Genomic DNA, 20907 nt, shown 5'->3' with positions numbered 1-20907 from the left:
CCGTGGAATGCGTCATCGCGCCCGATCGTGACCATCGGGCGCGGCGCTTTCCATTTCGCGCGAGCCGTCCGCCGCGCTAAGGATGCGGTCTCCGCAAGCCGTATGACGTAGTGTCGATGGCATGAAACACATGGTCCTCCTCGCGGCCCTCGGCACGGCGACGCTGCCCGCGACGCAGCCGCACCGCGCGTCCGTCATTCCCGCCTGCGCGGAAGCGACCTCCCTGCTCGAGCGCACGCATGCGGGCGACGGGAGCGCCGACTTCCGCGCCGCGAAGGACGCGGCGTCGCGCTGCCTCGAACAGGGCGGCGGCGCCGACGCGCTGACCCTGCGCGCCCGCGCCGAGCAGAATCTCGGCGACAGGCACGGCGCGCTGGCCGACCTGACGGCGGCGCTCAAGCTCCAGCCCTACTCCGTCTCGATCCATTACGACCGCGGCCTGCTCCAGCTCGACGCCCGGGATTTCGACGCGGCGATCGGCGATTTCAGCGCTTCGGTCGAGCTCGATCCCACCGATTCCGATGCGGTGTTCCAGCGCGGCTGGGCCTATCAGCTCGCTGGGCGCAACGCGCTCGCGGTGGACGATTTCACCCTCATCCTCGCGAGCTTTCCCGACTATCCGCCGGCCTACCGGCTGCGCGGCATCAGCTTCGCGGCGCTGGGCCGGTTCGACAAGGCCGAGGCCGACTACACCGCCTATCTCGCCGCCGATCCCAACGACGCCGACACCTATTTCAACCGCGGCCTGGCGCGCGAGGCGCAAGGCAACACCCAGGGCGCCGCCGCCGATTTCGGCATCGTCGCCTCGCGCGATCCCAAGGACGCCGCCGCGCTGCTGCACCGGGCGCAGGCGCGCGAGACGCTGAAGGACTATCAGGGCGCGATCGACGACCTGACGGCGGCGATCGCGCTCAAGCCGCAATCGGCCGCCTACAACAATCGCGGCACCGTCCATCAGCGCAAAGGCGATCTCGACGCCGCCATCGCCGACTACACAATGGCGCTCGGGGTCGACGCGAACGACCGCGCCGCGCTCTACAACCGCGCCGTCGCGCTGTTCCGCCAGCGCAAATATCCGCAATCCATCGCCGATTTCGACCGCGCCTTCGCGATCGCGGCGCCCTCCGCGCTCGACCTGCGCATGCGCGCTTTTGCGCGGACCGCCAGCCACGATTGCGGCCATGCGATCGAGGACTATACCGCCTCCCTCGCGCTGGAGCCGAATTCGTCGCTCGCCCTGCTCAACCGCGGCTTCTGCTATCGCAGCTCCGGGCGCTATGCCGACGCCTTCGCGGATTGGGACAAGGCCGTGCCGCTGGCGCCGGACGACATGGCGCCCGTCGTCGCGCGGGCGGACCTGCACAAATCGCTCGGCGACTACGGCGCGGCCATGGCGGATTACGACCGGGCCGTTGCCACCGCGCCGAGCGAGGGCCGCTGGCTGAATGCGCGGGCGCGGCTGAAGAACGAAGTCGGCGATCTCGACGGCACAAGGGCCGATTGCCGCAAGGCCGTCGCGATCTTTTCGGCCGCGATCGCGGCCGATGCCAAGGACCGGCTGGCATATTACCACCGCGGCTTCTCCGATCTGGCGTGCCGCGATCCGCAAGGCGCCATAGACGACGAGACGCGGGCGATCGCGCTCGATCCCGGCTATGCCTCGGCCTATCTCGAACGCGCCACGGCCTATTGGTACACCGCCCAATATGCCCACGCCGAGGCCGACATCGAGGCCGCGTTGACGATCGATGCGGGCGACGGCGACGCCTATCTGCAACTCGCCAGCGTCAAGACGGACGAAAAGGACTATGACGCAGCGCTCGGCTATCTCGCCAAGGCGCAGGCGCAGCCCGACGAAGCCGCCGGCATCGTGCTCAACAACCGGTGCTGGACGCGCGGCCTGCTGGATCGCGAACTGGGCGCGGCGCAGGCGGATTGCGAGGCGGCGCTCAAGGACCGGCCGAATTCCCTGGCCGCGCGCGGCTCGCTGGCACTCGTCCAGTTCCGTCAAGGCAGGCTCGACACGGCGCTGGCGACGCTGGACGCGATCCTCGGCGAGCAGCCGCGCCGCGCCGAGGCGCTTCTGCTCAGAGCGGCGGTGAAACTCCGCCTGGGCGAGGACGGCGCGGCCGATCGCGCCCTGGGCGCGGCCCTCGATCCGTTCCTCGCCCTGCGCCTCCGACGCTTCGGGATCCTGCCCTGACGAGACCGGAATACGGCGGAAATCGCGCCCCGACGGGCCTGTCCGGAAGGTCCCGGCGGGCACATTATGTCTTCGCCCTTTCCGGGGCTTTTGCTATACTGTGAAACCTGAGTCCCGGCCGCCTGGAAGCTCAAGGAAATCAATGGCTTGCAGACCCCCTCCCAGGGGCCGGGCCCGGGGTTTTCCAGCGGCCCAAAACCTTGCAGCGAGAACGATGAAAATCAACGTCGAACGCGGTGCCTTCCTGAAGGCGCTGAGCCACGTCCAGAGTGTCGTCGAACGCCGCAACACCATTCCGATCCTCTCCAACGTCCTGATCGAAGCGGGCAAGAGCCAGCTCAAGCTGACCGCCACCGATCTCGACATCGAGATCGTGGAAGCCATTCCGGCGGACGTGCTGCGCAACGGCTCGGCGACCGCGCCGGCGCACATGCTGTACGACATCGTGCGCAAGCTGCCGGAGGGCGCGCAGGTGCAGGCGGAGCTTCTGACCAGCGAGGGCGGACGGCTTGCGGTCTCGGCCGGCACGGTGCGCTTCGAGCTCGCCTGCCTGCCCAAGGAAGACTTCCCGCAGATGGCGGCGGGCGCCCTGCCCCACCGCTTCCGCCTCGCGGCGGACGATTTGAAGCGGCTGATCGACAAGACCCGCTTCGCCATGGCGAGCGATGAGACCCGGTTCTACCTGATGGGCATCCACATGCACGTCACCAAGGACGCCAAGACCAAGGTTCTGCGCGCCGCGGCGACCGACGGCCACCGGCTGGCGCGCTTCGAACTCGACCTGCCGGACGGCGCCGCCGACATGCCGGGCATCATCGTGCCGCGCAAGACGGTGACCGAGCTGCGCCGGCTGCTCGACGACGCCGACGGCGCGATCGAGATCTCGCTGTCGGACACCAAGATCCAGTTCACCTTCAACGGCGTGGAGCTGACCTCCAAGCTGATCGACGGCACCTTCCCGGACTATCAGCGGATCATTCCCTCCGGCAACGACAAGGCGCTGGCGCTAGAGGCGAAGGAGTTCTCCCATTCGGTCGACCGCGTCTCGACGATCTCCGCCGACAAGACGCGCGCGGTGAAGCTGTCGGTGGCGAAGGACAAGGTGACGCTCTCGGTGGTCAATCCGGAAAGCGGCACGGCGACCGAGGAACTGAGCGCGACCTACAACGCGCCGGCGATGGAGATCGGCTTCAACGCCAAATATCTCCTCGACATCACGAGCCAGATCGAGGGCAAGGACATCCGCTTCCTGCTGTCGGACGCCGGCTCGCCCACCATCATCGAGGACGGCGACGATGCCCGCTGGCTCTACGTCCTCATGCCGATGCGGGTCTGAGATTGGACACCCAGCCGACACAGCGCCCCGACGGCGCGGCGTCCGCCTTTGACGCGATGCCCGCGCGCCTGGCGGTGACGCGCCTGGTGCTGCGCAATTTCCGCTCCTACGCGGAAGCGGAGCTTGGCGTGAGCGGCGCGCCGGTGGTGCTGGCGGGACCGAACGGCGCGGGCAAGACAAACCTTTTGGATGCGATCTCGCTGCTGTCGCCGGGACGCGGACTGCGCGGCGCCAGGCTCGGCGAGCATGTGCGGCGCGGGCCGAGCGTCTCCAGCGATGCGCTGTGGGCCGTGGCGGCGACGGTGATGCGCCAGGGCGAGACTTACGAGATCGGGACCGGGCTGACGCTCGGACCCAATGGCGGGGAGCGGCGGCAGGTGCGCCTGAACGGCGCGCCGGCGCAGAACTCATCCGAGCTCGGCGAGCTGGTGCAGATGCTGTGGCTGACCCCGGCGATGGACCGGCTGTTCATCGAGGGCGCGAGCGGGCGGCGCAAATTCCTCGACCGGCTGGTGCTCGGCTTCGACGCCGGCCATGCGCGGACCACGACGCGCTACGAGACCGCGATGCGCGAGCGGGCGCGGCTGCTCAAATTCGGGCCGCGCGATCCGGCCTGGCTGGACGGACTGGAAGCCGAGATGGTCGAGGCCGGCATCGCGATGGCGGTCTCCCGCGCGCAGACGGTCGAGCGGCTGAACCATGCGTTGGTTGCAAGGGGCGAAGCCGGCGCCTTCCCGAGCGCGCAGCTCGCGCTGGACGGCGAGACCGACGCGCTGCTGGCGGAGCTCGGCGACGGCGCGCGCGAGGCGCTGCGCGAGAAACTCGCGCGGTCGCGGGTGCGCGACGCGGAGGCCGGGCGCACGACGGCCGGACCACACCTGACCGATCTTTCGGTGCGCCACACCGCCAAGCGGGCCGATGCGCGCGAATGCTCGACCGGCGAGCAGAAGGCGCTGCTGATCTCCATCGTCCTCGCGGACGCCTGGGAGCTTTCGGCGGCGCGGAGCGGCCACGCCCCACTCCTGCTGCTGGACGAGATCGCGGCGCATCTCGACGCCGTCCGGCGCGCGGCGCTGTTCGAGGAGATCGCGGCTCTGGGCGCGCAAGCCTGGATGACGGGGACCGATCTGTCGCTGTTCGCGGGCCTCGGCGGCCGCGCGGACGTGTTTCATGTCAACGACGGCCAATTCGCCCGTCAGGAGTAGCACTTTGCATTTCGTCCCTTCCCTCACGACCCACCGCATGGCTTCGCACTGATGTCCGGCGATACCACCAACGGCCACGGCCTGAACGGCGGCACCGGCGACGGCGCCGAGGAATACGGCGCCGACAGCATCAAGGTCCTCAAGGGCCTCGATGCCGTGCGCAAGCGGCCGGGCATGTATATCGGCGACACCGACGACGGCTCGGGCCTGCACCACATGGTCTACGAAGTCGTCGACAACGCGATCGACGAGGCGCTGGCCGGCTATGCGACGCGGGTCGACGTCTCGCTGAACGCCGACGGCTCGGTCACGGTGCGCGACAACGGCCGTGGGATTCCCACCGGCATCCATGAAGGCGAGGGCGTCAGCGCGGCCGAGGTCATCATGACCCAGCTCCATGCCGGCGGTAAGTTCGAGCAGAATGCCTACAAGGTGTCGGGTGGCCTGCACGGCGTCGGCGTGTCGGTGGTCAACGCGCTCAGCGAATTCCTCGACCTGCGCATCTGGCGCGACGGCAAGGAGCACTATATGCGCTTCCGCCATGGCGAGCCCGAGGCGCCGCTGAAGATCGTCGGCGATGCGAGGCCAGGCCAGCGCGGCACGGAAGTGACCTTCCTGCCCTCGACCGGCACCTTCACCAAGACCGAATTCGATTTCGCGACGCTGGAGCACCGGCTGCGCGAGCTCGCCTTCCTCAATTCCGGCGTGACCATCATCCTGGCCGACAAGCGCGGCGTGGAGGCGAAGGAGACGACGCTGCACTATGAGGGAGGCCTCAAGGCCTTCGTGCAATATCTCGACCGCACCAAGAGTTCGCTGATCTCCGCCCCGATCATGATCACCGCCGAGCGCGACGGCATGACCGTGGAAGTGGCGCTGACCTGGAACGACAGCTACCACGAGAGCATGCTGTGCTTCACCAACAACATCCCGCAGAAGGACGGCGGCACGCATCTGGCCGGCTTCCGCGCCGCGCTGACGCGGGTGGTGACGAAATACGCCGACGAGATGACCACGGCGAAGAAGGACAAGGTACCGCTGACCGGCGACGATTGCCGCGAGGGTCTGACCTGCGTCCTGTCGGTCAAGGTGCCGGACCCGAAATTCTCGTCGCAGACCAAGGAGAAGCTCGTCTCCTCCGAAGTGCGGCCCGTGGTGGAGAGCGTCGTGATCGACCAGCTCGGCCGCTGGCTCGAGGAGCATCCGGGCGAGGCCAAGCAGGTCGTCGGCAAGGTGATGGAAGCCGCCCTGGCGCGCGAGGCGGCGCGCAAGGCGCGCGAGCTGACGCGGCGCAAGGGTGTGCTCGACGGCGCCTCGCTGCCCGGCAAGCTGGCCGACTGCCAGGAGCGCGATCCCTCCAAATGCGAGATCTTCATCGTCGAGGGCGACAGCGCCGGCGGCAGCGCCAAGCAGGCGCGCAACCGCGAGAACCAGGCGGTGCTGCCGCTGCGCGGCAAAATCCTGAACATCGAGCGCGTGCGCTTCGACCGCATGCTGACGAGCGATTCCATCATCTCGCTGATCACCGCGCTCGGCACCGGGATCGGCCGCGAGGAATTCAACGCCGACAAGCTGCGCTATCACAAGATCATCATCATGACCGATGCCGACGTCGACGGCGCGCATATCCGCACGCTGCTGCTGACGTTCCTGTACCGGCAGATGCCGGAACTGATCGATCGCGGCCACGTCTATATCGCCCAGCCGCCGCTCTACAAGGCGACGCGCGGCAAGACCGAGGTCTACCTGAAGAACCAGCAGGAATACGACGACTACATCCTCTCCGAGGGTTCGGAGGGCGCGGTGTTCACGCTGCATTCGGGCGAAGTGGTGGCCGGCGCGGATTTCGACGCCCTGGTCGCCAAGGCGCGGACCGCCGTGGCCGCGCTGAACGGCTTTCCCCTGCACTATCCGCGCTTCGTGCTGGAGCAGGCGGCGATCGCCGGCGCGCTCAATCCCGAGATCGTGGCGGACAAGGAGAAGGTCGCGGCCGCGGCGACCTATATCGCGCAGCGCCTCGATTTGCTCTCCGAGGAGTTCGAGCGCGGCTGGCATGGCGAGCCGACGCCGGACGGCGGCCTCAAATTCTGGCGCGAGGTGCGCGGCGTGCGCGAGGCGGTCGCCATCGACGGGGCGCTGATCGACAGCGCCGACGCGCGCAAGCTCGACCGCATGGCGCCGGATTTGCAACAAGCTTATCTGAAGGTCGGCCAGCTTCGGCGCAAGGACGAGATCGTGGAGGTGCGCGCGCCGAGCCAGCTTCTGGAGGCGGTGCTCGACTGGGGCCGCAAGGGATTGTCGCTCCAGCGCTACAAGGGCCTGGGCGAGATGAACCCGGAGCAGCTCTGGGAGACGACGCTGGACGAGAACGTCCGCACGCTGCTGCGCGTGAAGGTCGAGCATGTCGACGAGGCGGACGATCTCTTCACCAAGCTGATGGGCGAAGTCGTCGAACCCCGCCGCGAATTCATCCAGGACCACGCCCTCAACGCGACGCTGGACGTGTGACGCGCAAATAGCGAGGACGGGACCGGCGGTTAGACCCGGGCGCGCACCAGCCAGCAGGCGGCGGGAGGCGAAACGCCGTCGGGCGTTTCGTATTTCGCCATCGCGGCCGTGACGGCCTCGACGATCTTCGCGCGTACGGCATCGTCCACGCCGCTCGCGGCGCGCGACAGCGGGCCGATGGACAGCGAGAACTGCGCCGCGTCGGCGGCGGTTTTCGCGACATGCATCGCCGTATCGAGCTTTTGGACCTCGACCGCCTTGAAGCCGGCCGCCTCGAGGATCGACGCGGCGCGCGCCGGATCGGCGAAAGCGAAAGGTCCGGGCGCGTGCGGATCGGGCGCCGGCTGCTCGGGAAGTAAGGGCCGCGCCGCGGCGAAGGGCGCGGCCGCCCAGAAATTCTCCGGCATCGTGCGCCAGCACACAAAGGCGAGGCGGCCGCCGGGCTTCAAGGCTTTGCGGATATTCGCGAAGGCGGCGACGGGATCGGCGAAGAACATCACGCCGAAGCGCGACGCGACAGTGTCGAATTCCGGCGCGAAGGGATGCACCGCGGCGTCGGCCTCGACGAACCGGGCCGCGGAGCTCTCCGCTTCGGCGCGGGCGCGCGCGACGGCGAGCATGGGCCGGGAAATGTCGACGCCGACGGCGCGGCCCGTTGCGCCGACGGCCCTGGCGTATTCCAGTGTCGTGCCGCCCGAACCGCTGCCGATATCGAGGATGCGCTCACCCGGCTTCGCCGAGACGAAGGCGAGAAGCGCCGCGCTGATGGACGCCATGGTACGGTCCATGGCGTCCTGCGCCTCGGCCCAGCGCTGGCCGGCGGGCCCGTTCCAATGTTCGATCTGATCGGCGTTTGCGCTCATGTCGACAATCCTTGGGCCGAGGCGGTTCCGGTGCATCACGACAGTGCGGCGGTCATTCGGCAGCGAGATGCAACTCGATGCCGGCGTGGTCCTTCAAGGCGCCGATGATGGCGAACAGATTGCTCATCTGCGGATTTCCGGACGAGCCCAACATCCGCATCAGGCTCTTCGGCGGTATCTTCACCTTCTTGGCGAGATTCTCGAATCCGATCGTGGCGTTGACATAGTCGCGCAGAATTCTCTTGCCGACGGCCAACTCGCCATTGAGCAGCGACTCCACCGCCTCGCGCAGCATGGCGTCGCGGAAACCGGGGTTCTTCCGCAGGTCCGCCATGACCGTTTCCCGGAACTCATGGGTCAGGGGCATTGTCTAACCTCCTTGCTTGACGCGCCGACGGTAGTCCGCCAGCCGTCCGCGCGCCGTCTCGATATCCGCCTGCTGCCGTGCCTTGGGTCCCACCTCCAAACAACACGATCAATGCCGGACCATCCCAGGCGAGATAGACGCGATAGCCGGGACCGAAAGCGATCCTCAGTTCGACAAGACCGCCGCCGACGCCTTTTAGATTCGATATATTGCCTTCTTCCAGCCGAAGCAGCGCGGTAGTCACGCGCGCACGTGCGACGTCATCCAATTTCTCTCGCCACCGAACAAATGGATTGCGACCGCTTGCATCCAGATATTCGAGCAATCTGATCATCTAGATGGTACCGTATGCGTTACCATAGCGCAAGCTATTTCTTCTCCGCCTTCCGCTTGCGCATCGCCAGGGTGCGCAGCCTGAGCGCGTTGAGCTTGATGAAGCCGGTGGCGTCGCGCTGGTCGTAGGCGCCCTGGTCGTCCTCGAACGTCACCAGATCCTGCGCATAGAGCGAATAGGGCGACGCGCGCCCGATCGTCATCGTGTTGCCCTTGTAGAGCTTGAGCCGCACCGTTCCGGTGACGAATTGCTGGCTCTTGTCGATCAGGGCCTGGAGCATCTCGCGCTCCGGCGTGAACCAGAAGCCGTTATAGATCAGCTCGGCATAGCGCGGCATCAGATCGTCCTTCAGATGGGCTGCGCCGCGGTCGAGCGTGATCGATTCCATCGCGCGATGGGCGGCGAGCAGGATCGTGCCGCCCGGCGTCTCGTAGATGCCGCGCGACTTCATGCCGACGAAGCGGTTCTCCACCAGGTCGAGCCGGCCGATGCCGTTGGCCTTGCCGAGCTCGTTGAGCCTGGCAAGGAGCGTGGCGGGCGATAGCGCCTGGCCGTCGATGGAGACCGCGTCGCCGTTCTCGAAGCCGATCTCGACCACCGTCGCCTTGTCCGGTGCGTCCTCGGGCGAGATGGTGCGCTGATAGACGATGCTGTCGGCTTCGACGGCGGGGTCTTCCAGAACCTTTCCTTCCGAGGAGGAGTGCAGCAGGTTCGCGTCGACCGAGAACGGCGCCTCGCCGCGCTTGTCCTTGGCGATCGGGATCTGGTGCTTCTCGGCGAACTCCAGGAGCCTGGTGCGGCTGGTGAGGTCCCATTCGCGCCAGGGCGCGATGATCTTGATGTCGGGCTTGAGAGCGTAATAGCTGAGTTCGTAGCGCACCTGGTCGTTGCCCTTGCCGGTCGAGCCGTGGCTGACCGCGTCGGCGCCGACCTTCTGCGCGATCTCGATCTGCTTCTTGGCGATCAAGGGCCGCGCGATGGAGGTGCCGAGCAGGTAGACGCCCTCGTACTGCGCATTGGCGCGGAACATCGGGAAAACGTAGTCGCGCACGAATTCCTCGCGCACGTCCTCGATGTAGATGTTCTGCGGCTTGATGCCGAGCAAGAGCGCCTTCTCGCGCGCCGGACCGAGCTCCTCCCCTTGCCCCAGATCGGCGGTGAAGGTGACGACCTCGGCGCCGTATTCGGTCTGCAGCCATTTCAGGATGACCGAGGTGTCGAGGCCGCCCGAATAGGCCAGCACGACTTTCTTCACGCCCTTTTGCGCCATGACTTGTCCCATGAAATCAACGGTTTAATCATTTCCGACCCGTCCCGACCGGACAATTCGGACTGACCGTCGGTTAGATAGCCGGTCCACGCAGTCGTCAAGCGGGCGCGGCATGCGTTTGCGGCGCGATGGCAATGCGCCATCGCGGAAACGACTTGCGCTAAGGATGGCGGCGGCACGATGCGGAGCGGCGGCGATGGACTTCTGGTTCGAGTTCGCGAGCACCTATTCCTATCCCGCGGCGATGCGGGTGGGGCGGCTCGCCCAGGCGGCAGGCGTGCACCTGCGCTGGCGGCCGTTCCTGTTGGGGCCGATCTTCGCCGCGCAGGGGTGGGGCGACTCGCCGTTCAATCTCAACCCCGCGAAGGGCGCGTATATGTGGCGCGATCTGGCGCGCATCTGCGCGCGGGAAGACGTGGCCCTCGCGCTGCCGCCGCTGCGGTTTCCGCAGAACGGCCTCAAGGCGGCGCGGATCGCGCTGGCGGCTGAAGGCGAAGACTGGATGCCGGATTTCGTGCGCGCGGTCTATACGGCGAATTTCGCCGAGCGAAAGGACATAGCCGACGACGACGTGCTGGCCGACATGCTGGCGCGGGTCGGCACCGACCCGGCGGCGGCCGTGGCGGCCGCCAACACGCCCGAGAACAAGGCAAGATTGCGGACGCAAAACGAGGAAGCCGTCGCAAGGGGCGTGTTCGGCGCGCCGAGCGTCATTGCGGGCGGCGAGATGTTCTGGGGGAATGACCGCCTGGAAGAGGCTATTGCATGGGCAGCGCGAAATCCCTGACGGCGTCCAGCACGAAGCGCAGGCGTTCCTCGACGCTGGCGCGCGGCACCTCGACGGGGCGGTAACCCAGGCGGCGGTAGGTGGCGGCGATGGTCTCGAAGACCGCGACCGCCTCGGCGAAATCGTGCTTGCGCTCTTCGTCGGGGACGTAGATTTCCGGCCAGGGCGGGAAGAGGAAAACCGTCTCGTTGTAGCGGCATTGCGCGATGGCATCCGTCAGCGCGGGCGGATCGCCGGCGCCCGGCGGATTGCCGTAGCCGGAAAGCTCGGGAATGGCGCGGTCGAAGAACACCGGCGCGGAGGTCTCCACCACCGCGTGGTAGTCTGCCAATTCCTGCTGGAAGGTGAGATCGCGATAGCGGGCGCGGTCGCCATCATGGGTGGCATTGCCGCCGATGGCCGCCTGCTGCCGCAGGACCTTTCGCGCCGCCTCATCGACGCAAAGATAGCCGGCCCCGCGCAGGGCTTCGAGCAGCGTGGTCTTTCCGGCGCCGGGACCGCCGGAGAGGATGTGAAAGTTGTTTCGCAGCATGATGCCTCACGGATATCGCGCGCGGACGCAAAGGCGCGGCCGCGGGACGGTTGGACGGATTTTGGAGGAGAGACGCGATGGTGAAACGCCGCCGCGGCCAAGTCAAGCTACCAGACGCCGCCGTCGACGCGGATCGTCGCGCCCGTGGTGAAGGACGACGCGTCGCTCGCGAGATAGAGCGCGGTGCCGACGATCTCGTCCGGCTCGCCGAAGCGCTTGAGGCCGAGCTGGCGCTTGAACGCCTCGTTGTCGCGCCAGGCGCCGGAGACGTCGGTGAGGAACGGGCCGGGCGCGATGGCGTTCACCCGCACCTTGGGCGCGAAGGCCTTGGCCAGCGCCACCGTCATCGCATTGATCGCCGCCTTGGCGCCGGAATAGGGAACCGTCGCCGGCTCCGGCTTGAACGCAGCCGAGCTCGACAGATTGACGATCGTGCCGCCCGCGCCCGCCATCATCCGCTCGCCGATCAGCGCCGAGAGGCGGAACGGGCCCTTGAAGTTCACGTCGACGATCTTGTCGAACAGTTCTTCGGTCGTGGCCGACAGCGACGGCGCCAGCGGCGACATGCCGGCATTGTTGACCAGGATGTCGACGCGCCCGAAATGCGCATGAGCCGCGTCGGCCAGGCGGTCATTGTCGCTCCATTTGCCGACATGGGCCGCGACGGGCAGCGCGCGGCGGCCGAGCGCCTCGACCTCCCGGGCGACGGCCTCGCAGGCGTCGAGCTTGCGGCTGGCGATCACGATATCGGCACCGGCCCTGGCGAAGGCCAGCACCATGGCGCGGCCGAGCCCGCGACTGCCGCCTGTCACCAGGGCGATCTTGTTCGACAGATCAAAGAGATTTTCCATCGCGAAACTCTCCGGCTCCGGCGCGGTCCGGGCAAGCGGAATCTGGCGACGCCGATTGTCCGGGTGAGAACGGAGGAACGCAGACGTGAACGCGGGCGCTTGCGGATGGACGAGCCGCAGCTTGAATTATCTATACGCGGTATTATTGCTAGTGCATGGCCAGCCTTCGCTTTGCAACCGCCGTGCACGTCATGGTGCTTCTCGCGCATGAGGACGCCACCTCGGCCGAGCATGCCGTAACGTCCGGCTATCTGGCGGACAGCATCGGCGCGAACCCGGTGGTCGTGCGGCGGGTGATCGGCGCGCTGGCTTCGGCCGGGCTCTTGGAGACGCGCGCGGGCGCTCTGGGCGGCACCTGGCTGGCGCGCGATGCCCGGAAAATCCATCTCAGCGACATCTACGACGCGGTGGAGGAAAACGCCGCGCTGGGCTTTCGCGAGAAAGCCGACACGGAGTGCCCGATCGGCCGCGCCGCCCCCGGCGTGATCTGCGGCATCGTCCGCTCGATCGACGAGGCGGCGCGGAATTCCCTTGTGAAAACAACGCTCGCCAGCGTGCTCAAGACGGTCGAGACCGCCCCCGCCGAGCCGGTTTGACGCAGGCCTTGCCGGCGGCTGTCCCGACCCATATTTGTAACTGTAACAGTTACTATATCAATCAAACGGAGGTCATCGTGAGCAAGGTCGTTGTTGTCTATCATTCGGGCTATGGCCATACCGCCGAACAGGCCAAGGCCGTCGCCGCCGGCGCGGGCCGGGTGCCCGGCACGCAGGTCGAGCTGATCCGCATCGAAGGCGGCGAAAAGGATTTCACACCGGTGCTGGCGAAGCTCGAAGCCGCCGACGCCATCATCCTGGGCTCGCCGACCTATATGGGCAGCGTGTCGGGGCCGTTCAAAACCTTCATGGACGCGACGTCCAAGGTGTGGGGCAAGCTGAACGACAAGATCGCGGCCGGCTTCACCAATTCCGCCAGCCATAGCGGCGACAAGCTGAATTCGCTGATCCAGCTTTCGATCTTCGCCGCGCAGCACGGCATGGTGTGGGTCAATCTCGGCCTGATGCCGGGCAACAACCATTCCAAGGGCTCGCCCGAGGATCTGAACCGTCTCGGCGGCTTCCTCGGCGCCATGGCGCAGTCGCCGGCCGATGGCGGCCCGGAGGTCGGTCCCACCGCATCCGACAAGCGCACCGCCGAGCATCTCGGCCAGCGCGTTGCAGAAGCAGCCCGCCGCTGGCGTATCCTCCCGCTGGCGGCCTGACGTGAGGCGCGTGCCGCGGCGACGCGGCACGCGACCTTGCCTGTGTTGTCCAATATCTAGCTGGGCAACCGCGCAAGCGACGCGCTTTCGAGGTCGGCGAGGCGGTCTTTCGCCTTCAGCTTCACGCTCTCGCTCTTGAGCTGGCCGCAGGCGGCCATGATGTCCCGGCCGCGCGGGGTGCGGACCGGGCTCGCATAGCCGGCGCGGTTCACGATCTCGGCGAAGGCCTCGATCTGACTCCAGTCGGAGCACTCGTAAGGCGCGCCGGGCCAGGGGTTGAACGGGATCAGGTTGATCTTGGCCGGGATGCCCTTGATCAGCTTCACCAGCTCGCGCGCCTCGGCCAGGCTGTCATTCACGCCTTTGAGCATCACATATTCGAAGGTGATGCGCCGCGCATTGGAGACGCCGGGATAGGTGCGGCAGGCCTCCAGCAATTCCTTTAGCGGGTATTTCTTGTTGATCGGCACGATGACGTCGCGGATGTCGTCGCGCACCGCGTGCAGCGAAATCGCCAGCGACGAGCCGATCTCGGCACCGGCGCGCGGGATCATCGGAACCACGCCGGCCGTGGAGAGCGTGACCCGGCGCTTCGACAGCGCCAGCGCCTCGCCGTCGGCGACGATGGCGAGCGCCGCCTTCACATTGTCGAAATTATAGAGCGGCTCGCCCATGCCCATCATCACGACATTGGTGATGCGGCGCTCTTCCTTGGTGGACGGCCAGTCGGCCAGCGAATCCTTGGCGACCATCACCTGGCCGACGATCTCGGCGGGTGTGAGGTTGCGCACCAGCTTCTGCGTGCCGGTGTGGCAGAAGCGGCAATTCAGCGTGCAGCCGACCTGGGAGGAGACGCAGAGCGTGCCCCTGCCCGGTTCCGGGATGAACACGGTCTCGAACTCGATGCCCGGGCCTGTGCGCAGCAGCCATTTGCGCGTGCCGTCATTGGAAATCTGCTCCGTGACGATTTCGGGGCGGGCCAGCGTGAAGCTGTCGGCGAGGGTCGCGCGGACGTCCTTGGCGAGATTGGTCATGGACGCGAAATCCTTCGCGCCATGGACATAGACCCAGTTCCAAAGCTGCCGCGCGCGCATCGGCGCGGCCTTCTCGGGCAGGCCGGCATCGCGCAGCGCGGTTTGCAGCGCGTCGGGCGAAAGGCCGATGAGGGTGGAGACGGTCATGGGGGAGCTATTATCACTCTCCCCTTGAGGGAGGGTCGACAAAATTTCGAGCGGAGCGAGAAATTTTTCGGGGAGGGGTTTGGCGCCGCGGCCCGACCCCTCCCCGAAAAATCCTTCGGATTTTTCGACCCTCCCTCAAGGGGAGGGTAGGAACTCCTACATTCCGCAGGCTTTGTGGATGCGGTCCAGCGCGTCACCGAGGCCGGCCAGGGAATAGGTGTCCTTGGTGACCGTGCCGCGCTTGCTCGTGCCTGTGACCACCAGCGACTGGCCGTTCCGCATCGCCGTGACCAGGCGGACCTCGTCGGCGCGCTTGCGAATCCAGGCCGCGCCGGCGCCGCCGTCGTTCTGGGTGAAGAATTCGAACGAATCGGAGCCGACCTGGGCGGTGACGGTGCTGCCGTCCTTGTACTGGTAGCCGGGGACGGCCTCGGGCTCGGACTTCGTCTTGCGCGCCGGCCAGTCGGTGATCAGGAAGAAGATCGGATCGCGCTTGATCTTCCGCGGCGTGCTGTCAGTAGGCTTGGACATGGCGTAGCAGGTCTTGTCCGCGCCCGTGCCGGAGGTGAAGGCAGACCAGTCCCGGGACACGCCGAGAAGGGTCGCGTCGTCGGCCGCGGCGGGACCGGCGACGAGGACGGCGGCGCCGATGAGGGCGACAAGAAGGGTCGGCCGAATCATGAATGTTTGCTCCGGAAGCCTGATATCCCTTCTGGCAGCGGATTCAGGCACTTCTGTGGTGACGTTGAATTCCGGGAGGAAGAATAGGGGCGCGCGCGGCGCAGGTCCACGGCAATTGTCAAAAGCCCCGGATCGCCTCCTCCACGTCCCGCAGGCGGTCCTTGCCGAAGAACATCTCGTCGTCCACGAAGAAGGTCGGGATGCCGAAGGCGCCGCGGGCGACGGCGGCCTCGGTGTTGGCGATCAGCCTGGCCTTCACGTCGGGGGCCTGGCCGCGCTCGTACAGCGCCGGGTCGAGGCCGGACGCGGCCAGCGCCGCCTTCGCGACCTCGGGGTCGTCCATCTTCTTGGGCTCTATCCACATGGCGCGGAACACGGCGTCCATGTAGGCGGGCAGAATGCCCTCGTTCTGCGCCGCGACCGCCATGCGCATCAGGTTCAGCGTGTTGATCGGGAAGAACGGGTTGAACGTGAAGTCGTCGATGTGGTGGCGGCGGATGAAGCGCTGGGTCTCGAGCTGTTCATAGGCCATCTTGTTCTGGATGTGGCCGAAGGCCTGCATCGGCGACTGGTTGCCCGTCGCCTTGAAGATGCCGCCGAGCAGGACGGGCATGTACTCGCATTTGGCGCCGGTGCGCTTTTCGATCTCGGGGATGACCCGGTGGGCGAAGAAGGCGTTGGGACTGCCGAAATCGAACAGGAATTCCACGGAGGACATCACCAGCTCTCCTTGTAGGGCCGCACGTCGAGTTCGAAGGTCCAGGCGTCTCGCGTCTGGGTGTGAAGATACCAATAGGCGGCGGCGATGGACTCCGGATTCATGAGCTGGTCCGGCGCGATGGCGGCGACCGCCGCGTCGCCGCCGCGGGCCCGGATGCGCTCCTTGACGAAGGCCGTGTCGACGCCGGCGTCGATGATGAGATGGGCGACGTGGATGTTCTCGGGCCCCAACTCGCGCGCCATGCTCTGCGCCACGGCGCGCAGGCCGAACTTGGCCGAGGCGAAGGCGGCATAGCCCTTGCCGCCGCGCAGGCTCGCGGTTGCGCCGGTGAAGAGGATGGTGCCCCTGCCCCGCGGAAGCATCAGGCGGGCGGCCTCGCGGCCCGTGAGGAAGCCGCCGTAACAGGCCATCTCCCAGACCTTGCGGAAGACGCGCTCGGTGGTCTCCAGGATCGGGAAGTTGACGTTGGCGCCGGGGTTGAAGACGCAGACTTCGAGCGGCGCATGCGCGTCGGCCTCGTTGAGGAAGGCCGCGACGTCCTCTTCCCTGCGGGCGTCGAGAGCCCGTGCCTCGCAGCGGCCGCCGCCGGATTCGATGTCGGATTTGAGTTGGGCGAGCTTGTCGGCGGTGCGCCGACCGGCGAAGACGGTGTAGCCCTCGGATGCGAATTTCCGCGCGATGGCGGAGCCGATATAGTCGCCGGCGCCGATAATGGCGGCGGTGGCGTTGCGGGGCGTCATGGCGGCCTCCAAGATTAGATGACGGGTATAATATAACAAACCCGATTTGTCATCGCCCGCGAATGCGGGCGACCCTGTTGAAATCTGCGCGGCTATAAACAGGATGATCGCGAACCTATCGAGGTCGCGGAAGACCTCGCCTGGATGGCCTGCATTCGCGGACCATGACACCGGTAAAGGAGCTATTCTCTAAGGCCCCAGCCGATGGCGTAGAGACGCCAGACGAGCCCGCCAAGGGCCGCCGCGAGGACGACGGTGAAGATCGCGCCGAAGGTTTCGTAGCCTTCGGAGAATCCGATCATCGAATGACGCAGGCCGTTGATGAAATAGAACAGCGGATTGCCATAGGCCAGCCAGCGCAGCCAGGGCGGCAGCATCTCGACCGTGTTGAACACGCCGCCCACCATCGACAGCGGCTGGATGAAGAACACCATGAGCATGTTGAGCTGCTCGAAGGTCTTGGCCCAAAGCGCGATGACGATGCCGAGGAAGCCGAAGATCATCGAGACGAAGGTCGTCCAGAAAAGGAATTCCGGCAGCGAGTGCATGTGCACCGCGCCGAACGCAACCCCGATCAGCATGATGCCGAGGGCGGTCAGCACCGAGCGCAGGATCACGACGCTGACCGTGCCGGCGATCATCTCGACATAGGAGAGCGGCGAGACCAGGATTTCCTCGATGCTCTTCTGGAAGCGCTGGAAATAGACCTGGGCGGTCGATTGCAGGAACGACGCGCTGATGACGTTCATCATCACCACGCCCGGCAGGACGAATTCGAGATAGCGGAAGCCGCCGATGTGCCGGATGCTGCCGCCGACCACGAAGCCGAAGATGAAGATGAACAGCAGTGCCGAGATCAGCGGCGCGACCACGGCCTGGATCGGCACGCGCGCCAGGCGCTGCAGCTCGCGCCGGATCATCGTCCACAGGCCAATCCAGTTGACGGTCATCGCGCGGCCGCCGCCGCGATGTGATCGGCGGCGCGGCCGGTGGCGGCGAGATAGGCGCGCTCCAGCCCGCCGGGCTCGGTGAAGAATTCCTCCTTGGGGCCGTGGCGCACGATGCGGCCGCCGGCGACGATGGCGATGGTGCGGCACAACCGCTCGATCTCTTCCAGATAGTGCGAGGTCAGAAGGATCGTCTTGCCGTCGCGGTTGAGCTCCTGGAGGTAGCGCCACAGATCCATGCGCAATTCGACGTCGACGCCCGCCGTCGGCTCGTCGAGAATCAAGAGCGCCGGATCGTTGATCATGGCGCGGGCGAGGATGACGCGGCGCTTGAGCCCGCCGGAGAGTTCGCGGAACGGCTTGTTGGCATGGGCCACGAGATCGAAGCGCTCGATCAGCATGTCGACGCGCTTCTTGCGCTCGGCCTTGCGCATGCCGAAATAGCCGCCCATCCAATCGACGATCTGCCGCCCGCTGGCGAAGGGGTCGACGTTGAATTCCTGGGGGCTGAGGCCCACCAGCTTGCGGGCCTCGCGATAGTCCGCGACCGCGTCGACGCCGAAGATGCGGATCGTGCCCGAGGTCGGGTTGGAAATGCCGGTGATGCAATGGATCGTGGTCGACTTGCCGGCGCCGTTGGGGCCGAGGAAGCCGAAGAAATCGCCGGGCTGAACGGTAAGCGAGACGTCCTGAACGGCGACGGTCCCGCCGCGATAGACCTTGCGCAGATGGGAAATATCGAGAGCGGCGGTGGTCATGAGCGGGCGGGACTATAGCGCCGGATTTTCGAATGTCACTTTCTCGTGCGCACGATGGGGGCGCCCCATTTGTGCTGCGGCGGGACCTCCGGCGGCTCGCGGCCCGGGGCGATCGGGCGGCTGCCGTAACCGCCGGTGGAGATCAGCCGGTCGTACAGGGTGATGGCGCCCGCCATGCCGACATTGATCGAGAAGCGAGTCGGGATCTTCACCACGAACTCGCAGCGCGACAGCATTTCGGGCGACAGCGACATGCGCTCGGCCCCGAAGACATAGGCGGCGCGGCTCGGATGGCGGAAGCGCGGCAGCTCGACCGCATCCTCGGCGATCTCGACGCCGACGAGCCGGCAGCCGACCGGCAGGCGGAACTCGCCCGCGTCCTTGTAGCTGTAGAGGGGCAGCGCGCCCTGCGTCTTGGAGGTGTCGGCGTTACGCGCGTCGTTGAGGCGGAGCTGCTCGGCGACGGTGAAGAAGAAGCTTGCGCCGAACGCATTGGCGATGCGCATAAGATTGCCGAGATTCATCGGCTTGGAGATGCCGTCGACGCCTACCGCAAAATACCCTCGCAATTCGCGTCCCCCTCCGCCCCTTGCACCTGACGGTGCTACGGGCACCTCCCCCGCCAGCCTCCGCTTCGCTTCGGCGCGGGGGAGGCGGGCCTATAGTGCTGCTCGTTCCGGCGCACGATGCTATAGGGAGTCCATGGCAAATCCCATTCTAGTCGAACTGACGCGCGGCGGCCTGGTGGAGAGCGTCCATCGCGGCGCCCTGGCCGTGGTCGATGCCGAGGGCGCGGTCGTCGCCGCGCTGGGCGACATCGCGGCGCCGGTCTATTCGCGCTCCTCCTTGAAGCCCATGCAGGCGATGGTGCTGGTGGAATCCGGCGCGGCGGAAGCGTTCGGCCTTTCGGACGAGGAGATCGCGCTCGCCTGTGCGTCGCATTCCGGCGAGCCGATGCACACCACGCGCGTCGCGGCCTGGCTGGCGCGGATCGGTCTTTCCGAGAAGGATCTCGCCTGCGGCGCGCATCCGTCGCGCTACGAGCCGGTCGCCGAAGCGATGATCCGCCGCGGCGAGAAGCCGACGCGCCTCCACAACAATTGCTCGGGCAAGCATGCGGGATTCCTGACCGTGGCGCGGCATTGGGATGTCGCCACGGAAGGCTATGAGCGGATCGACCATCCGGTGCAGCAAGCGGTGGCAGCGGTGCTTAAGGATTTGTCGGGCGCGGCCGAGCTGCCCTATGGCATCGACGGCTGCGCCGCGCCGAATTTCGCGACCTCGCTGACCGAATTCGCGCGGGCCGCGGCGCACATGGCGTCGGGCAAGGGCCTAACCAAACCACGCGCCGATGCGGCGAGGCGGATCCTCGGCGCGATGGTCGCGCATCCCGAGCTGATGTCGGGCACGGGACGGGTCTGCGCCACCCTGATCCAGGCCAGCAGCGGCAAGGCGGCGGTGAAGACCGGCGCGGAAGGCTTTTTCGGCGGCTGGATTCCGGGCCGCGGCCTCGGCATCGCGATCAAGATCGACGACGGGGCGAGCCGCGCGGCGGAGACAGTCATCGCGGCGGTTTTGGAGAAACTGGGACTGCTGGGAGACGGCGCGCGGGAGGTGCTGCGGGCGCCGGTGCTCAACACGCGGGGGACGATTGTGGGCGAACGACGGCCGGCGCGGACATTGGAAGAAATGCGGGTCGGCTAGCACCTGTCACCCCGGCCGAGCGATCGCGAAGCGGCGTTCGGCCGGGGATGACGGTGGCGCTAGTGGCTGTTGCTGCTCGGATCGCCGGTGTTGTTGCTGCCGCCGGCGTTGGTGCTGTTGGCGTTGCTGCTGTCGTGGTTCTTTCCGACCGGGCCGGTATAAGGCTCGATCTTCGCGATCGAACAGGTGCCAGGGAACGTCCGCTCCCGCGCGCGCACCGAATCGCCGCGCTCGATGCAGCTCAGGCCGAATGCGCCCGGCGAGCGGATCACGATGGTCTCCGCGAATCTGAAGCCGCTGCAGGTGCCGATCAGCGTCAGCAGCGCCTTCTGGTGACTGTAGTTCTCCAGCACCAGATGCTTGTCGTCGGTGGCCGACCAGTTGCGGATATCGTCGTGGCGAATGCAGATCTGAGACGATGCGGCAAAGGCCGGTGTGCTCGAAAGCAATGCGGCCGCCGCGGCCGCGCCCAAAATGATTTTACGCATATGCGTGCGATCCTTCGTTGAAGGTAAACGCCCATCCAGTTCCATAATACGCGCAAGTTCCGCTTTCGATCCAGTCGGACGGAGGGCGCGGATGCCGGCCGCGCGAGACGCCGCCGCAAAACATGAGCCGATCGTCCCATCCATGCGCCGTCGCGACAATCGGGCCCGGC

The 20907-nt window shown here is 66.7% G+C and carries 22 protein-coding genes; 8 read left to right on the top strand and 14 right to left on the bottom strand.

What is annotated here, in order from left to right; all coding sequences use genetic code 11:
* The first annotated feature begins 121 nt into the window (after positions 1-121).
* The 4 genes from WDN01_04135 to gyrB all read left to right on the top strand — a co-directional run bounded on the left by WDN01_04135 (position 122) and on the right by gyrB (position 7252).
* On the top strand, positions 122-2203 hold the full coding sequence (locus WDN01_04135; protein ID MEJ0025199.1) for a tetratricopeptide repeat protein: 2082 nt from the start codon (positions 122-124) through the stop codon (positions 2201-2203).
* Between the two features lie 214 nt (positions 2204-2417).
* On the top strand, positions 2418-3539 hold the full coding sequence (gene dnaN, locus WDN01_04130) for a DNA polymerase III subunit beta (GenBank protein ID MEJ0025198.1): 1122 nt from the start codon (positions 2418-2420) through the stop codon (positions 3537-3539).
* A 2-nt stretch (positions 3540-3541) separates the two neighbouring features.
* The gene (gene recF / locus WDN01_04125) at positions 3542-4744 is read left to right on the top strand and encodes a DNA replication/repair protein RecF (protein ID MEJ0025197.1); all 1203 of its coding nucleotides are present in this window, start codon (positions 3542-3544) and stop codon (positions 4742-4744) included.
* A 51-nt stretch (positions 4745-4795) separates the two neighbouring features.
* Positions 4796-7252: a DNA topoisomerase (ATP-hydrolyzing) subunit B gene (gyrB, locus tag WDN01_04120; protein MEJ0025196.1), complete on the top strand. Its 2457-nt coding sequence runs from the start codon at positions 4796-4798 to the stop codon at positions 7250-7252.
* A gap of 29 nt (positions 7253-7281) precedes the next feature.
* Here gyrB and WDN01_04115 read toward each other — a convergent pair whose 3' ends face one another.
* Genes WDN01_04115 through WDN01_04100 form a run of 4 tightly spaced genes read right to left on the bottom strand, consistent with a single transcriptional unit; the run spans position 7282 to position 10086 of the window.
* Positions 7282-8115: a class I SAM-dependent methyltransferase gene (locus WDN01_04115; protein MEJ0025195.1), complete on the bottom strand. Its 834-nt coding sequence runs from the start codon at positions 8113-8115 to the stop codon at positions 7282-7284.
* Between the two features lie 52 nt (positions 8116-8167).
* Positions 8168-8449, bottom strand: a complete 282-nt coding sequence (locus WDN01_04110) for a transcriptional regulator (protein ID MEJ0025194.1) — start codon at positions 8447-8449, stop codon at positions 8168-8170.
* 16 nt (positions 8450-8465) lie between these two features.
* A complete protein-coding gene (locus WDN01_04105; GenBank protein MEJ0025193.1) occupies positions 8466-8816 on the bottom strand; it encodes a type II toxin-antitoxin system RelE/ParE family toxin in 351 nt (116 codons plus the stop codon).
* A gap of 34 nt (positions 8817-8850) precedes the next feature.
* Positions 8851-10086 (bottom strand): argininosuccinate synthase, encoded by a 1236-nt coding sequence (locus WDN01_04100; protein MEJ0025192.1) that lies wholly within the window; start codon positions 10084-10086, stop codon positions 8851-8853.
* 196 nt (positions 10087-10282) lie between these two features.
* On the opposite strand from WDN01_04100, the gene WDN01_04095 reads away from it, so the two are divergent.
* Positions 10283-10873, top strand: coding sequence for a 2-hydroxychromene-2-carboxylate isomerase (locus WDN01_04095; protein ID MEJ0025191.1), 591 nt, complete (start codon positions 10283-10285; stop codon positions 10871-10873).
* Here the strand turns inward: WDN01_04095 and WDN01_04090 are convergent.
* Positions 10845-11405 (bottom strand): AAA family ATPase, encoded by a 561-nt coding sequence (locus WDN01_04090; GenBank protein MEJ0025190.1) that lies wholly within the window; start codon positions 11403-11405, stop codon positions 10845-10847. The genes WDN01_04095 and WDN01_04090 overlap by 29 nt on opposite strands.
* 107 nt (positions 11406-11512) lie before the next feature.
* Positions 11513-12256 (bottom strand): SDR family oxidoreductase, encoded by a 744-nt coding sequence (locus tag WDN01_04085; GenBank protein MEJ0025189.1) that lies wholly within the window; start codon positions 12254-12256, stop codon positions 11513-11515.
* Between the two features lie 155 nt (positions 12257-12411).
* On the opposite strand from WDN01_04085, the gene WDN01_04080 reads away from it, so the two are divergent.
* On the top strand, positions 12412-12852 hold the full coding sequence (locus tag WDN01_04080; GenBank protein ID MEJ0025188.1) for an Rrf2 family transcriptional regulator: 441 nt from the start codon (positions 12412-12414) through the stop codon (positions 12850-12852).
* Positions 12853-12929: 77 nt separating this feature from the next.
* Positions 12930-13517 (top strand): flavodoxin family protein, encoded by a 588-nt coding sequence (locus tag WDN01_04075; GenBank protein MEJ0025187.1) that lies wholly within the window; start codon positions 12930-12932, stop codon positions 13515-13517.
* Positions 13518-13573: 56 nt separating this feature from the next.
* On the opposite strand, the gene rlmN is transcribed toward WDN01_04075, so the two are convergent.
* From rlmN to WDN01_04040, 7 genes are all read right to left on the bottom strand, one after another.
* Positions 13574-14698 (bottom strand): 23S rRNA (adenine(2503)-C(2))-methyltransferase RlmN, encoded by a 1125-nt coding sequence (gene rlmN, locus WDN01_04070; protein MEJ0025186.1) that lies wholly within the window; start codon positions 14696-14698, stop codon positions 13574-13576.
* A gap of 156 nt (positions 14699-14854) precedes the next feature.
* A complete protein-coding gene (locus tag WDN01_04065; protein MEJ0025185.1) occupies positions 14855-15379 on the bottom strand; it encodes an invasion associated locus B family protein in 525 nt (174 codons plus the stop codon).
* A 118-nt stretch (positions 15380-15497) separates the two neighbouring features.
* Positions 15498-16097, bottom strand: a complete 600-nt coding sequence (locus WDN01_04060) for a 2-hydroxychromene-2-carboxylate isomerase (protein ID MEJ0025184.1) — start codon at positions 16095-16097, stop codon at positions 15498-15500.
* Positions 16097-16840, bottom strand: coding sequence for an SDR family NAD(P)-dependent oxidoreductase (locus WDN01_04055; GenBank protein ID MEJ0025183.1), 744 nt, complete (start codon positions 16838-16840; stop codon positions 16097-16099). Before WDN01_04055 ends, WDN01_04060 begins: the two co-directional genes overlap by 1 nt.
* Positions 16841-17022: 182 nt before the next feature.
* A complete protein-coding gene (locus tag WDN01_04050) occupies positions 17023-17790 on the bottom strand; it encodes an ABC transporter permease (GenBank protein ID MEJ0025182.1) in 768 nt (255 codons plus the stop codon).
* A complete protein-coding gene (locus tag WDN01_04045) occupies positions 17787-18545 on the bottom strand; it encodes an ABC transporter ATP-binding protein (protein MEJ0025181.1) in 759 nt (252 codons plus the stop codon). Before WDN01_04045 ends, WDN01_04050 begins: the two co-directional genes overlap by 4 nt.
* Before the next feature lie 35 nt (positions 18546-18580).
* Entirely contained in the window at positions 18581-19114 is a 534-nt protein-coding gene (locus WDN01_04040; protein MEJ0025180.1) for an RNA methyltransferase, read from the bottom strand.
* Positions 19115-19247: 133 nt separating this feature from the next.
* On the opposite strand from WDN01_04040, the gene WDN01_04035 reads away from it, so the two are divergent.
* Positions 19248-20249, top strand: a complete 1002-nt coding sequence (locus WDN01_04035) for an asparaginase (protein MEJ0025179.1) — start codon at positions 19248-19250, stop codon at positions 20247-20249.
* 59 nt (positions 20250-20308) lie between these two features.
* On the opposite strand, the gene WDN01_04030 is transcribed toward WDN01_04035, so the two are convergent.
* Positions 20309-20881, bottom strand: coding sequence for a DUF6491 family protein (locus tag WDN01_04030; protein ID MEJ0025178.1), 573 nt, complete (start codon positions 20879-20881; stop codon positions 20309-20311).
* Positions 20882-20907: the final 26 nt, after the last annotated feature.

This window comes from Rhizomicrobium sp. (assembly GCA_037200985.1).
GTDB lineage: Bacteria > Pseudomonadota > Alphaproteobacteria > Micropepsales > Micropepsaceae > Rhizomicrobium.
Note: the sequence above shows the minus strand (reverse complement) of the source record. Positions and strands in the feature narration are given on the sequence as shown.